The organism is Gilvimarinus japonicus (genome assembly GCF_042847215.1).
GTDB classification, from domain to species: Bacteria; Pseudomonadota; Gammaproteobacteria; order Pseudomonadales; family Cellvibrionaceae; genus Gilvimarinus; species Gilvimarinus japonicus.
This window is the reverse complement of the sequence record NZ_AP031500.1, coordinates 3,521,913-3,536,525: the sequence shown is the minus strand read 5'-3', so window position 1 is coordinate 3,536,525 and position 14,613 is coordinate 3,521,913. Positions and strand designations below refer to the sequence as shown.

Below are 14,613 nucleotides of genomic sequence, written 5' to 3'. Positions count from 1 at the left end.
TTAGGAGTTGGCTATGTCATTTGCCGATCGCGACGGCGTTATCTGGCTGGATGGCGAACTGGTACCTTGGCGCGATGCGCGGGTACACGTACTGACCCACACCTTGCACTACGGCATGGGTGTGTTTGAAGGGGTTCGTGCTTACGAAACTGCCGAAGACGGCACTTGTATTTTCCGCTTGCAAGAGCATACCGACCGGTTGTTCCGCTCGGCGCATATTATGCGTATGAAATTGCCGTTTGATAAAGCGCAGCTTAACGAAGCGCAAAAGCTTGTGGTGCGTGAAAATAACCTGCAAGAGAGCTACTTGCGGCCGATGGCTTTTTACGGCTCCGAAGGCATGGGCTTGCGTGCCGACAACCTGAAAGTACATGTCATGGTGGCCGCCTGGAATTGGCCCTCGTATATGTCCCCTGAGGCTCGGGATCTGGGCATTAAAGTTCGTACCTCAAGCTATACGCGTCACCATGTGAACATCTCCATGTGTAAGGCAAAGGCTAACGGCCACTACATCAACTCGTTGTTGGCGCTGCAAGAGGCGCTCGACAGCGGCTGCGAAGAAGCACTGCTGCTCGATAACGAAGGGTATGTGGCCGAGGGCAGTGGCGAGAACGTGTTTGTGATTCGCGACAAAATTATCTATACGCCTGAGCTGACATCGTGCCTCGACGGCATTACGCGCAACACAATTTTTGCCCTAGCCGCTGAGTGCGGTTATGAAGTGCGCGAAAAACGCATCACCCGCGACGAAGTTTATATTGCCGATGAGGTCTTCTTTACCGGTACTGCGGCCGAGGTGTTGCCGATTCGCGAGCTGGATGGCCGTATGATTGGCGAAGGCAAGCGCGGACCGATGACGACCGAGTTGCAAGGCTTATATTTTGATGCCGTTAAAGGCCGCTTGGCACAACACAAAGGTTGGCTGGCCCCCATTGCCGGTTAATTATCTTTGTGAGTAACTCCAGCTCGGCTCGACGTACCCTGATTGTCGGCCCCTCGTGGGTCGGCGATATGGTGATGGCGCAAAGTTTATTTAAGCTGCTGCGCCAAGCGCATCCAGGCAGTGAGATCGATGTGTTGGCACCGGCCTGGAGCCGGCCGCTAACCGAGCGCATGCCCGAAGTGGCCGCCAGTATTGATATGCCTCTGGGGCACGGTCAGTTGTTGCTGGGCGAACGCTATCGGCTTGGCCGTGCGCTTGCAAAGCGCGGCTATAGCCGCGCTTATATTTTACCTAACTCTCTTAAGTCAGCCTTAATCCCCGTCTTTGCTGGTATCGAAACACGTATTGGTTGGCGCGGCGAGATGCGCTTTGGCTTGATCAATGATATCCGCAAACTCGACCCCAAGCGCTATCCGTTAATGGTTGAGCGTTTTGCCGCTTTGGCATTTGCGCCGGGCGCGCCACTGCCAAAGGCTTTGCCGCGCCCCGAGCTACACGTAGAGCCCGAAGCGCTACCGGCATTGGGTGAGCAATATCAATTAACACTCGAGCGGCCGGTGTTGGCGCTGTGCCCGGGTGCCGAGTTTGGCCCGGCTAAACAGTGGCCCGCCGAGCATTATGCGACTGTGGCGGCGCGCGCTATCGATGCCGGCTGGCAGGTGTGGCTATTTGGCTCAGAAAAAGACCGAGCGGTGGCCGAGGCTATTATTGCTGAAGTCCCCGAGCGCGATCGCAAGGCTTGTTATTCGTTGGCAGGGCGTACCAGTTTGGCTGACGCCATTGATCTTATGGCCGCCGCCGCCGCAGTGGTTAGCAACGATTCGGGCTTGATGCACATAGCCGCCGCACTAGGGCGCCCGCTGGTGGCCGTTTACGGCTCGACATCCGCCGATTTCACGCCTCCGTTAAGTGATCGTGTTGCGGTTGTATCGCAATCGCTGGAGTGTCAGCCGTGCTTTAAGCGCGAGTGCCCGCTGGAACATTTGCGCTGCCTGCGCGAGCTTGAGCCAGCGCGGGTATTAACGGCTTTAGCGGGCTTGACCGATGGCGCCATTGGTCCGTGATGTTACAGTTTTTCACAGCTTGGCAGACTCGTTCGGTATCAGGCTGTTGAGTTTTATGCTTCAATACGCCGGCGCTGGTCGCAGCGAAACGATATCGCGGAGACCGGCACTATCTATCGTCACTACAGATGTTCCGGCCGCTACGGCATTGAGTGCAATAACAAGCATGAATGCAAAGGTGTAGGTAAGATTTATTGATGAAACCGACAATCGCCGCTGATTTCGTTACGCCTTTTACCCCGCTGTGTCGCTATGCCTCGTACACAGTAGCGGCGGCGGTGGCTTTATGCCTCGCTATCCCCTCAGGTTACTCCTACGCGCCGGCGCTGTTGAGTCTGTGTAGTTTTCCGATTTTGTTAATTAAGCGCCCACACCTGCGTTTAGAGCGCTCGGACTGGTTGCTGATTGCCACGTTACTTTTTTATCTGGTGGTGTCAGCATCGATTAGCGCCTACCACCATTTACCGAGTAGCTCGTTTGAGGAGCCAAGTCGGTTTTTATTGACCATCCCGGTGCTGTTGTTTTTACTGGCTTATCCTCCGCGTGAAAGCTATTGGTGGGGCGCGCTAATAGTGGGGACGTTAGCGGGCGGTGCCATGGCACTGTGGCAAATGTTTGTCGAGGACCGTGTTCGCGCTGGTGGTTTTATGAACCCGATTCAGTTTGGTAATTTATCGCTGTTGATGGGTGGGCTGTGTTTAACCGGTATCGGTTGGGCGCGCCAGCAGCGCCACGCCACACTGTGGTGGGTCGCCCTTGCTGTGGCCGCTTTGGCCGGCGCCGTGGCATCTTTGGTGTCGGGCGCGCGAGGTGGTTGGCTGGCGTTACCGATAATGCTGATTTTGCTCTATTTAGGTTATCGGCGCTATTTACCTAAGCGCACACTGGCGTTAGCGCTGGCGGTATTAGCGGTGGGGTTGGTAGTGCTGTATTTTACGCCCCAGACTGGGGTTCAGGCACGTATCGATCGTGCGGTTGATGATTATCAGGATTACAGCGCTGGTGTGCGCATGAATAGCTCGGTCGGAATGCGGCTTGAGATGTGGAACGCCGGCACTAGGTTAGCTGTGCAGAAGCCAATGTTGGGCTGGGGTGAGTCAGCTTATGGCCAAAAGCTAACCGGCATGATTGATGATGATCGTTCGCGGGTTATTATCAGTCATTATGATCATGTTCACAGCGATTCCCTAGATGCTTTTTTACGGCGGGGTTCGTTGGGTCTGTTTGCATTGCTTTTGGTGTATGCAGTGCCTTTCACGCTGTTCGCGCGTAAGTTTGTACGCGGTGGTGTAGGAGACACTTACGCGGTCGCCGGTATGATTTTGGTGGCCTCGATTGCAACTTTTGGTTTGACTCAAGCGTTTTTTCGCCATAACAGTGGCGTAACCGTTTATTTGTTTTATTTAGTGGTGTTATGGGCTTATCTGCGGGCCGCGGAGCAGCGTACGGTCGCCTCTTACGTTAAGGGAGCCAATGCCGATGGCAGTGCATCGGCGCTCGCGGGTGAACGCCTTGAGTGAGGCCGCTAAAGCAGCAGCCGAGCTCCGACTGTCCGCTGTCTTAATCGTAAAAGACGAAGCGAATAAGCTGGCAGAGTGTTTGGCTAGTTTGCAGTTTGCCCACGAGATTGTGGTGCTTGATTCCGGCAGTGGTGATCGCACGGTCGAAATTGCCCGCGAATATGGCGCCCGTGTTGTCGTTAACAGCGACTGGCAAGGATTTGGGGTGCAGCGCCAACGGGCGCAAGCGTTGGCGACAGGTGATTGGGTGCTTATGATCGACGCCGATGAGCGGGTGACACCGGAGCTGCGCAGCAATATCGAAACTGCCATTTGTTCAGGGCCCGCAATTTATTATATCAATCGCCTGAGTTGGTGTTTTGGCCGGTTTATGCGTCACACCGCAATGTATCCCGACTGGATTCCACGGTTGTATCCTCGCACGCAAGCGGGCTTTGATGATACCCGGGTCCACGAGCGTTTGAGCAACCCTCAAAATTTACCAGAAAGGCGCCTCGAAGGCGATTTGCTGCATTTAGTGTACGATGATGTCCGGCACTTGGTTAGTAAGTCAGCCCTTTACGCCGAGCAGTGGGCAATCGCTCGCGCTGAGGCAGGGCGTACTTGTTCTTTGCTGTCGGCAATTGGTCACGGGCTGTCTTGTTTTGTTCGGATGTATTTTTTACGTCGCGGCTTTCTCGATGGGGGCCAAGGGTTTGTGATCGCTGTGGTGATGTCTCACTCGACTTTTGTAAAATACGCCGATCTTTGGGTGCGCACACGGCCCAAACCTAATTCACCCTGAACCTGAAGGGCCTATGAATCGCAACAACGCTAACAACCCTAACGCCGCTTCCGAGACGGCCTCACTGACGGTATATTTAAGACTGCTGGCGTACCTTAAACCCCACCGTATGTTGTTTGGTTTTAGCGTCTTGGGTTTTTTGGTGTACTCGGCGGCGCAGCCGGCAATGGCTCAGTTTTTGGATTACCTGTTAACCTTTATTGAAGCCGAAGAGCGCGGCCCCGCATGGATGCCCTCATTGATTATCTTAGGCATTATTGTGGTGCGCGGACTGGGCGGTTTTGTGGGTAATTACCTTATCGCCAAGGTGTCCTTTCTGGTGGTTGATACCTTGCGGGTACAGCTATTCAGCCATATGGTTTATTTGCCCGGCGAGTATTTTGATCGCAACGATTCAGGCCAGCTGATGTCGGTGATCACCTTTAACGTCAATAATGTTACGACCGCATCCACCGAAGCCTTAAAAACCTTGATCCGGGAAGGGACCACGGTCATAGCGTTATTGGCTTACTTGTTTTACAAAGACTGGGCGTTAACGTTGCTGATGATGACGGTGGTGCCGCTGATTGCGGCATTGGTCGGCTTTGTGGGAAAACGTTTGCGTCGGCTGAGTACTAAAGTGCAGCACAGCATGGGCGAGATCACTCAGGTTAGCTCGGAGATGATCAATGGTTACCGAGTGATGCGCAGCTTTGGTGGCGAAGCGTACGAAAAGCGCCGCTTTGCCGACGCCAGTTGGCGCAACTACTTGCAGAATTTAAAAATTGTTTTAACCACCACCCTGAATACGCCTTTGATTCAAACCTTAGTAGCGCTATCGATGGGGGCGCTTTTGTGGGTGGCGCTGGGCTATATCGAGATCAGTGATGCTAGCGCGTTTATCGCTTACTTTATGGCGGTGGGCATGGTGCTAAAGCCCATGCGCCAGTTAAGCGAGATTGTACCGGTGATTCAAAAAGGTGTGGCCGCCGCTGACAGCGTGTTTCAGGTGCTGGACGAAAAAACCGAGCAGGATACCGGCAGCTACAGCGTCGAGCGCGTTAGCGGTAAGGTGTCGATTCGCGATCTAAGTTTTGCCTATGACGACGATAAGCCCGTGCTTAAAGGGGTGTCGCTGGAGGTTAGTGCCGGTGAAACAGTGGCGTTGGTGGGGCGCTCCGGTAGCGGAAAATCGACGTTAGTGAGTGTGTTGTCGCGTTTTTACCATCAATTTGATGGCGCGCTCGATATCGACGACGTCAGTATCTGTGACTACCGTTTGGCGAACCTGAGGGCCCAAATATCACTGGTGACGCAAAACGTCGTGCTGTTTAACGATACGGTGGCCAACAATATAGCCTACGGCGCGTTGCAGGATATTGGCGAAGAAAAGATCCGCAAAGCGGCGGAGTTAGCTTACGCACTGGAGTTTATTGAGCAGCTACCCGACGGCTTTAATACTGTCATCGGAGAAGGTGGTACGCGCCTCTCTGGAGGGCAGCGTCAGCGCTTGGCGATTGCGCGCGCGATTTTAAAAGATGCGCCCATTTTGTTATTGGATGAAGCCACCTCGGCATTGGATAACGAATCGGAGCGATATATTCAGCAAGCGCTGGAAACCGTCTCTAAAGGGCGCACAACTTTTGTTATCGCGCATCGGTTATCGACCATCGAGCAAGCTGATAAAATCGTGGTTATGGACGCCGGTGAGATTGTCGAGCAGGGCACTCATCACGAGTTAATGGCGCTTAATGGTCACTACGCGCGCTTGCACAGCGCGTCTTTGTCCGATGTGCTGACGCTTTAATATTTACCGCCTGGCAATAAGGGCCGCAAACTATGCAACTTCCCGCAGCGCGTTTCGATCGCTCACAAATTCTCGTGGTTGGCGATGTTATGCTTGATCGTTATTGGCACGGTGACACCTCGCGTATTTCGCCCGAGGCACCGGTTCCGGTGGTACGAGTCGATGAGACAGACGATCGCGCCGGCGGTGCAGGTAATGTCGCGCTTAATATCGCCGCGTTAGGTGCGGGGGCCTCACTGATTAGTGTCGTGGGCGCTGATGAGGCGGCCGAGGTGTTACGCGGCCAATTAGCGGCCGCCGATATCCGCACCGACTTTCAGGTGGCCGAAGGTAAGCCGACCATCACCAAGTTGCGGGTTATGAGTCGTCACCAACAATTGTTGCGCATGGATTTTGAGCAACCCTTTGGCGCTGGCGATGCGGCCCAGTTGCCCAGCAAAGTTGAAGCGATGTTGTCGAGTGTTGGGGTGTTGGTATTATCGGATTATGCCAAGGGTACTTTGGCTGACTGCCAGGCATTGATTCGCCTCGCGCGCGCCCGGCGAGTGCCGGTATTAGTGGACCCTAAAGGCACGGACTTTAGCCGCTACCGCGGCGCGACCCTGTTAACCCCTAACTTGCACGAGCTAGAAGCTGTTGTCGGAGCCTGTCCGAGCGAACAAATACTGGTTGATAAAGCTTCGGCATTGATGGCGGAGCTGGATCTACAGGCGCTGTTGGTGACTCGTGGTGAACAGGGCATGACTTTGCTGAGACCGGGAATGGGAGAGCTGCATTTGCCGGCGCGCGCGCGCGAGGTATTTGATGTTACCGGCGCGGGCGATACGGTAATTGCGACGCTGTCAGCCTCGATCGCCGCAGGTTATTCACTCGCCGAGGCCACCGGACTTGCCAACTTGGCCGCCAGCTTGGTGGTGGGTAAATTGGGTACCGCAACGATCAGTGGCCCTGAATTGCGCCGTGCGGTCGTTGCTGAGCAAGGGGTCGAGCGTGGTGTGGTTAGTGCCGAGCAGTTATCACTGATACTGGCAGAGGCTCGCGCTCAAGGTGAAAAAATTGTTTTCACCAACGGTTGCTTCGATATTATCCACGCCGGTCATGTGGGTTACCTTGAGCAAGCCCGGACTTTAGGTGATCGGTTGGTGGTGGCGATTAATTCAGACGAATCAGTGCAACGACTAAAAGGCCCATCACGGCCTATTAATCCGGTCGATCGCCGTATGGCTGTGCTCGCAGGGCTGGAGGCGGTGGATTGGGTCGTCAGCTTTGGCGAAGATACCCCCGAGAATTTATTGCGTGAGTTGCGACCAGACGTGTTGGTAAAGGGCGGCGATTACAATGAAACCGAGGTGGTCGGCTGGGAAATCGTTAAAGAGTACAACGGTGACGTGGCAGTCTTGCGTTTTTACGATGACTGCTCAACGACTGGAATAATTAAATCGATACAAACACGTGGAGAGCGGTGAGGTTTCATTGTAAATAATCCCGCTGCACGTGGAGCCAATAGTAATACCGAATTTATAGGTCCCATTAAGTGGAGACGCACTGATAAATGCGGGTTGGGTATTATCAGGGATTAATAGAGCGGTATAGGGCATCTCGCTTCGTGCCTTTAGGTCCCCGCGGTTTTTATTCTCATTCGTCGTGGTACAGCTCTTATGTGAACGCTGGCTTGGTATGTGAATGAGGTAGTTCTGGCTCCTCGCTGGTTGTTTTGTCGCCCGCTTAAACAGTGATACAGGAAACGGGCGTGACCTCGAACATGTGATGCAAGCATTTCAGCGATTATTGCTTAATTTATGTATAGCGTCTTAAGAAAATAAACATTATAAAACGCGGAGTTGCTAGGAGTTGCTTGAGGCTCGTTTAGTAGATTCCCTGCGATATACATGTAAATAACAAAATAGTGCGATAGTCAGAGAGTAAGGCGCCCCCAGTTCAAACACCTCTTCGATAATGGTGGTGTGCACCTCAGTGTGCATGCTGACACTGATTCCGATGTCTCCCAGTTTGCGGGCGATACCGTCTAGAGTTCGTGCCACGACGAGTAGCCCGCCTGCGCACGCGACGCTTAGCGCGACCATATTAAACTCTACGGCCCTTGCTAGTAGCGGTTTTAAGTATTTGCTGATCAAAGTGATAAATAGCCAAATTACCAATAGAACAATAGCAAGGGTTATCGCTTTTTCGAGTAGGGAAACGTCGGGCGAGCGGAAGGTGGCTGATTTGAATAGCCCGAGGGTGGAGTAGCGCTTGTCGAAGTCCAGCTCGCGCAACCCGAGTAATGTCACGGAGATAATCAACGGGTAGTGATGTTTTATCACATGCCTTCCGCCGAGCACCAGCATTAGGCCCGCGCAGATTAGGTAGCCGAGCGCTGAGGTCAGGTCAATTAACCCACCCTCACGTGCCGCATGTCTGGTGATAGCGTCGTCGATTTGTAAGTAATAGGCAATAATGGCGCCCAGCGATAGCAGCAACAAACTTTGCAGCCAAAAATAACGCAGTGGACGAAAAGCGGATACGGTGGTCATTATAAAGGGCCAGCTGAGCAAAAGTTGGCTATTGTAGCGAGTAATCAGCCAAAACGCGAAAATGCGCCAATGTTGTAATGAGCGTTAGGTGTGCTTGGGGTAATTATTGTGGTCGGTAGGTAGCCCTTAGGCAAGAGCGTTTACATGAGCTTGATCACTTGGACGTCATCCGGTAAACGGCTCGCGCCGGCTTTTTTTAGGGCTTCGAGGTAATCCTGCCAGTAGCGATCGTGGTGCTGGCAAAAGTCATACAGCTGTGCCCAGGTATAGATGCCCGTGTCGTGGCCGTCGTCAAACACTAGCTTAATGGCGTAATTGCCCACCGCTTCAATGCGCTTGATGTTAACGTCCTGTTTGCCGGTTTGCAGTACGGCTTGGCCCGGGCCGTGGCCTTTGACTTCGGCACTGGGGGAGTGCACCCGCAAAAACTCGGCGCTAAGGCGGTAGTGCTCGGCGCCGAACTGGAACTCCAGCTCGGCGCTTTTGCGGTGTTGCGTGATACGATCCGGGGCTTTACTCATTAGCGCTTTCTATTCAACCTTTACTTAAAGAATGTACCGGCTTAGGTCTTCATTCTGCGCCAGTTCGCCCAGTTGCTCTTCGACATAGGCGGCATCAATCGATACCTCCTCGTCACCGCCGCCAGCATCGAATGAAATGCTTTCAAGTAATCGTTCGAGCAGCGTGTGCAGTCGGCGAGCGCCAATATTCTCGGTGCGCTCATTAACCTCGTAGGCCATTTCGGCAATGCGACGAATACCATCGGCGGTGAATTGAATTTTTACACCTTCGGTATTCATTAGAGCTTGATGCTGCTCCGTCAATGACGCGGATGGTTCCGTCAGAATACGCTCAAAGTCATCGGGAGTCAGCGCCTGTAGTTCTACCCGGATAGGTAGGCGACCCTGCAGCTCGGGGATTAAGTCTGAGGGCTTGCTTAAATGAAACGCCCCCGAGGTGATAAACAGAATGTGATCGGTTTTCACCATGCCGTGCTTGGTGCTAACGGTGCAGCCTTCAATAAGTGGCAGTAAATCGCGTTGTACACCCTCGCGAGAAACATCGGTGCCGCCACTTTCGCCGCGCTTGGCTACTTTATCGATCTCATCGATAAAGACGATACCGTTTTGTTCGACCGACTCAATCGACTGCGCTTTTAAGTCTTCGTTGTTAACGAGTTTGGCGGCCTCTTCCTCTTGCAGGGTTTTAAGGGCCTGCTTAACGGTCATCTTGCTGCTTTGTTTTTTGTCGTTCGACATGGACGAGAACATGTTTTGCAGCTGGCTGGTCATCTCCTCCATCCCGGGTGGCGCCATAATTTCGACTCCAACGGGAGTGGCCGAAACTTCTATTTCGATCTCGCGCTCATCCAGCTCGCCTTCACGCAATTTTTTACGAAAGATTTGACGGGTGTTCTCGCCGCTGTCGGTTTCTTGCTCGCCGCGCGCTTTGGGTAGCAAAACGTCAAGTACGCGATCTTCGGCCGCTTCGGCGGCGCGCAACTCGACGCGCTTCATGGCCTGTTCGCGCTGCATCTTCATGGCGCTTTCGACTAGGTCGCGAATGATGGATTCAACGTCGCGGCCGACGTAGCCGACTTCGGTAAATTTGGTGGCCTCAACTTTAATAAAGGGCGCGTTAGCCAGCTTGGCTAAGCGGCGGGCGATTTCGGTTTTACCGACGCCGGTGGGGCCAATCATTAAAATATTCTTGGGGGTTATTTCAGCTCGCAGGTCGGTATCAACTTGCATGCGGCGCCAGCGGTTACGCAGGGCAATGGCCACTGAACGCTTGGCTTGATTCTGACCGACAATAAAGCGGTCGAGCTCGTGAACAATTTCACGGGGAGTCATGCTAGACATATCGATATTACTCGCGGGTTAGTAGTCCAGTGTTTCGATGGTCTGGTTGTGATTGGTGTAGATGCAGACGTCGCCGGCAATGTTGAGGCTTTTGTTGACGATGCTACCGGCGTCGAGCTCTGTGTTGTCCAGCAGGGCGCGTGCGGCTGATTGCGCGAAAGCACCGCCAGAGCCGATGGCGATTAAGTCGTCCTCGGGCTGAATCACATCGCCATTACCGGTAATAATGAGTGACGCATCTTTGTCTGCGACCGCTAGCAGCGCCTCCAGCTTGCGCAGTGAGCGCTCGGTGCGCCAGTCTTTGGCAAGCTCTACCGCCGCGCGGGTCAGCTGGCCGTTGTAGGCCTCGAGCTTTGCTTCAAAGCGCTCAAATAAGGTGAAGGCGTCGGCGGTGCCCCCGGCAAAGCCGGCCAAAACCTGATCTTTGTATAGGCGCCGCACTTTGCGGGCATTACCTTTCATAATGGTGTTGCCCAGTGATACCTGGCCGTCGCCACCGATGACTACGGTGTTGCCACGGCGCACGGAGAGTATGGTGGTGCCTCGGTACTGTTCCACAGAAAGTCCTTTATGCCTTAGAGGGTGCAATTAAAAATATTAGATGCCGCACAAATGGGTGGCGGCGTTGAAGAGATTAGATGGGGGCGCGCTTGATAATTTCAAGCGCAGTGGTGGACGCGGCTAGCCGCCGGGTTTGCGTTTGAGTACCAGCGCATTGTACTGGTTGGTTACCAGCGTTGTGCGGGCTTTGGATAGTTTGCTTTGATTATCGAACGGGCCGACCACTACGCGGTGCCAGCGCTCACCATTGTTAATGGTCACGCTTTCGGTACGGGCATCTAAATTTAGCAAGATCAGTTGCGCACGCAGTTTATCGGCGTCATCAGGGTTGCGAAACGAACCTACTTGCAACAGGTATTCGACTGGCGTTGCCGGTGGCGTGTCGTCGCTGCGGCGATTTGGCTCAGTGGCTGGCACGATCACCTCTTCCTCTTGCAGTAACTTATAAAAATCAAAGCGTGGCTTGGGCAGCGGCGCTTTTTTGTTTGGGTCGGCAGCGGGTTTTGTTTGTGGCTCGGGTGTGCTTTGTTTGGCCGCTGTTTGTGGTGCCGGGTGATTGGGTGAAATACCCCATAGATAAACCAGGAACATGACAAAGGCCCCGAGCATGGAGCCAATAAACAGCCAGACCCATGCAGGTGCTTGGTTGCGGGGCTTTGTAGCCTTGGGTGCAGGGCGTTTTTTGCGGGCGTAATCGCGGGTCATGGCTGTTCGCTTAACGATAAAAGCCGCTATTTTACGGGCGCGAGTGCCACCGCTGCAATTGCTTGTGGTCAATAAGCGCGAATGAGTTGAATCAGCCCATTTCTTGAGGGTCGATATCGATCGACCAGCGAGTGGTGCGGCTGGCTTTTTGCGCGCTAATAAGGGCAATGAGTTGACGGATATAAACGCTAAGCGTGCGGCGACTGAGTGCTTTAAACTGGAGTAAGTAGCGAAACCGCTGGCCGCGCTTTTCCATTAACGCGGGCATGGGGCCTAGTATTTGTATCTGCTGATCGGTTTGAATCGACTCGGCGAGCTCGCGAGCTTGCTGTAAAAACGCCATGGCAGCACCGGGGTTGGGGGCGTCGGCCCGCAGCAGCGCGAGAAATGCCAGCGGCGGCATTAAGGTTAGCTCGCGCTCATCGAGCAGCGCCTGGGCAAATTGGCCGTAGCCTTGGTTAAGTAACAGTTGCAGCAACGGGTGATCACCGTGCTGACTTTGCAGTAATACTTGGCCGGGTTGCTCGGCGCGACCGGCGCGACCGGCGACTTGAGTAATTAGCTGACCCATGCGTTCGGGGCCGCGAAAGTCGGCGCTAAAAAGGCCGCTGTCCACATCCAAAATAACGACCAGAGTCACTTTGGGAAAGTGGTGCCCTTTGGCGAGCATTTGCGTACCCACTAAAATACACGGCTCGCCCTCATGAACCCTGTCGATGAGGGCGTCTAGCGCGCCTTTGTTGCGAGTTGAGTCTCGGTCAATACGAATGACTGGCGTGCTGGGAAATGCGCGGCTTAAATACTCTTCACTGCGCTCGGTACCGGCCCCTAAGGGCTCTAGCCGGTGACTTTGACAAGACTCGCAGCGCTTGGCTGGCGCTTGTTGATAATCACAGTGATGGCAGTGTAGGTGATAGGGGTTGCGGTGCAGCGTAAGCCGCGCATCACAGTGCGGGCAGCTTAGCTGGTGGCCGCAATCGCGACATTGCAATATCGGGGCAAAACCTCGGCGATTGAGAAACACGAGAGCCTGATTACCAGCGTTGGTGTGTCGCGCCAGTGCCTCTAAGGCCTCTGGCGTTAGGCCGTGGTGCTCGGTGGCCGCTTGGCTATCGATCACTTCGATGGGGGTGGCTGGGTTGGCGGTCGCTCGCAGCGTCAGGTGGAGGTGCTGGTAGCGTCCATTTTGCGCGTTATGCAGTGTCTCGAGTGATGGTGTGGCCGACCCTAAAATCAACGGGATGTTAAGTTTTTGAGCGCGTACAACGGCGAGATCCCGTGCCGAGTAACGAAATCCGTCTTGTTGTTTGAATGAGCCATCGTGCTCTTCATCAATAATGATCAGCCCGGGGGTGGCTAATGGCGTGAATATAGCCGAGCGAGTGCCAATGACGACTCGCGCTTCGCCTTGGGCGGCGCGTACCCAGCTATTGAGGCGCTCGGTATCGTTTAGGCCCGAATGTACGGCGCAGACACTGGGGCCAAAACGGCGGCGAAAGCGCGCTAGGGTTTGTGGTGTTAAGCCGATCTCGGGGACTAGAACCAGTGCTTGCGCCTGCGGATCGGCGGTCAGGGCGCGGGCGATGACTTGCAAATACACCTCGGTTTTGCCGCTGCCAGTGGTGCCGTCAAGTAGGTGTACGCCGAATTCATTGGGGGTAATTGCGTCGACAGCGATTTGTTGCTCGGTGTTTAAGGTGAGCGGCGATTGTCGGATGGTGGGGGTGTTTTGCTCCGTGGCAGGTTGAATAAGTTTTTTATCGTTTAACGCGCGCAGTGCCTCTCGGCTGCAGCCGGCGGCTTTAAGTTCGGCCCAGCTACTGGTGCCAGTTTGTTGTAGTTTGCTAATAATGCCGGCTTGTTGGCGGGCGCGCTTGAGGGCGCCGGTCGGTAGGCCGCGCCCTTCTTCGGTAAGGTCCCACAGTTGCGTGTTGCTGTCTGCTTTATGTTGCGCGGGGTTGCCCTGGCGCAATGGTGCGGGCAGGGCCGCTTGCAGTGCTTCCCCTAAAGGGGCTTGATAGTAGTCAGCGGCCCAGCGAATAAATTCGAGCAAGTGGTTGCTGATTAACGGCTGGTGGTCGATGACGCTGTTAATGGGTTTGATTTTATTGGCATCAAAGTCGCATTGGTCTGTGCTTGCGATGACGATTCCCACCAGTGAGCGCCCGCCAAAGGTGACCTTGACTCGGGCTCCGGGGATTGGCGCAGGCGTGGGCGCGAGATAATGAAACAGGGTGCGAACAGGTACGGGGAGCGCAATAAGTACAAACGGTGCAGAAGTCATCATTGGCGGCATCGGGCCTGACGTGGGTCATAAATAGTGAGGCGGTAGATTGAGGACATAGCTTACTGGATTTAAGGCCTTCTGTGGGTGTATCGGTATGGGCAATTTGTTGCTGGCGTCTATGGGCGGCATGCTTGGATGGAAAATGGGCAATTTTACTTGCTTTCGTTATTTATTCTGCTAGTATCGCCGCTCTCAAAATTTAGTTGCTTTAACCCTGCGATACCGTGCTCGGCAAGTGATCGGGTGGCGGTACCCAAAACATAGGCGAATATCATGCAAGCAGAAATTCATCCCCAGTATGTCGACGTAACTGCGACTTGCAGCTGCGGTAACACCATTAAAACCCGTTCTACTTTGGGCGAAGACTTCCACGTCGATGTTTGCTCTGAGTGTCACCCTTTCTATACCGGTAAGCAGAAAGTGGTTGATACCGGTGGTCGTATCGATCGCTTCAACAAGCGTTTCGGTGGTCGTATCGGCGGTAAAAAGTAAGTTTTTACCCGCTTGCGGAGGCTTAGCCCTCTAGCATTAAAAAGCCCGCCAGGAGACTGCGCGGGCTTTTTTGTG

At 54.0% G+C, this 14,613-nt stretch carries 13 protein-coding genes; 7 read left to right on the top strand and 6 right to left on the bottom strand.

Translation table 11 applies throughout. The features are described 5' to 3' along the window. Window positions 1-13: 13 nt before the first annotated feature. The 6 genes from ACGHAD_RS14960 to hldE all read left to right on the top strand — a co-directional run bounded on the left by ACGHAD_RS14960 (window position 14) and on the right by hldE (window position 7,563). The gene (locus tag ACGHAD_RS14960; RefSeq protein ID WP_339615650.1) at window positions 14-943 is read left to right on the top strand and encodes a branched-chain amino acid transaminase; all 930 of its coding nucleotides are present in this window, start codon (window positions 14-16) and stop codon (window positions 941-943) included. A gap of 8 nt (window positions 944-951) precedes the next feature. Further along, window positions 952-2,007 (top strand): lipopolysaccharide heptosyltransferase II, encoded by a 1,056-nt coding sequence (gene waaF, locus ACGHAD_RS14955; protein ID WP_382417744.1) that lies wholly within the window; start codon window positions 952-954, stop codon window positions 2,005-2,007. 197 nt (window positions 2,008-2,204) lie between these two features. Then, entirely contained in the window at window positions 2,205-3,527 is a 1,323-nt protein-coding gene (locus ACGHAD_RS14950; RefSeq protein ID WP_382417746.1) for an O-antigen ligase family protein, read from the top strand. Beyond that, window positions 3,487-4,311 (top strand): glycosyltransferase family 2 protein, encoded by an 825-nt coding sequence (locus tag ACGHAD_RS14945; protein ID WP_382417748.1) that lies wholly within the window; start codon window positions 3,487-3,489, stop codon window positions 4,309-4,311. Before ACGHAD_RS14950 ends, ACGHAD_RS14945 begins: the two co-directional genes overlap by 41 nt. 13 nt (window positions 4,312-4,324) lie before the next feature. Next, complete coding sequence (gene msbA / locus ACGHAD_RS14940; RefSeq protein ID WP_382417750.1) at window positions 4,325-6,097, top strand: lipid A export permease/ATP-binding protein MsbA; 1,773 nt, start codon at window positions 4,325-4,327, stop codon at window positions 6,095-6,097. Window positions 6,098-6,129: 32 nt separating this feature from the next. After that, window positions 6,130-7,563, top strand: coding sequence for a bifunctional D-glycero-beta-D-manno-heptose-7-phosphate kinase/D-glycero-beta-D-manno-heptose 1-phosphate adenylyltransferase HldE (gene hldE, locus ACGHAD_RS14935; RefSeq protein WP_382417752.1), 1,434 nt, complete (start codon window positions 6,130-6,132; stop codon window positions 7,561-7,563). Window positions 7,564-7,941: 378 nt separating this feature from the next. On the opposite strand, the gene ACGHAD_RS14930 is transcribed toward hldE, so the two are convergent. The 6 genes from ACGHAD_RS14930 to ACGHAD_RS14905 form a co-directional block, all read right to left on the bottom strand. Beyond that, a complete protein-coding gene (locus ACGHAD_RS14930; protein ID WP_339615656.1) occupies window positions 7,942-8,631 on the bottom strand; it encodes a hypothetical protein in 690 nt (229 codons plus the stop codon). Window positions 8,632-8,771: 140 nt separating this feature from the next. Continuing rightward, window positions 8,772-9,152, bottom strand: a complete 381-nt coding sequence (locus tag ACGHAD_RS14925) for a DUF971 domain-containing protein (RefSeq protein WP_339615657.1) — start codon at window positions 9,150-9,152, stop codon at window positions 8,772-8,774. Window positions 9,153-9,176: 24 nt separating this feature from the next. Beyond that, a complete protein-coding gene (gene hslU / locus ACGHAD_RS14920) occupies window positions 9,177-10,493 on the bottom strand; it encodes an ATP-dependent protease ATPase subunit HslU (RefSeq protein WP_339615658.1) in 1,317 nt (438 codons plus the stop codon). Between the two features lie 18 nt (window positions 10,494-10,511). After that, the gene (gene hslV / locus ACGHAD_RS14915) at window positions 10,512-11,051 is read right to left on the bottom strand and encodes an ATP-dependent protease subunit HslV (protein ID WP_339615659.1); all 540 of its coding nucleotides are present in this window, start codon (window positions 11,049-11,051) and stop codon (window positions 10,512-10,514) included. A 123-nt stretch (window positions 11,052-11,174) separates the two neighbouring features. Then, window positions 11,175-11,759 (bottom strand): SPOR domain-containing protein, encoded by a 585-nt coding sequence (locus ACGHAD_RS14910; RefSeq protein WP_382417756.1) that lies wholly within the window; start codon window positions 11,757-11,759, stop codon window positions 11,175-11,177. Window positions 11,760-11,850: 91 nt separating this feature from the next. Beyond that, complete coding sequence (locus ACGHAD_RS14905) at window positions 11,851-14,046, bottom strand: primosomal protein N' (RefSeq protein WP_382417758.1); 2,196 nt, start codon at window positions 14,044-14,046, stop codon at window positions 11,851-11,853. A gap of 273 nt (window positions 14,047-14,319) precedes the next feature. On the opposite strand from ACGHAD_RS14905, the gene rpmE reads away from it, so the two are divergent. Then, entirely contained in the window at window positions 14,320-14,538 is a 219-nt protein-coding gene (gene rpmE / locus ACGHAD_RS14900) for a 50S ribosomal protein L31 (protein WP_339615662.1), read from the top strand. Window positions 14,539-14,613 lie beyond the last annotated feature (75 nt).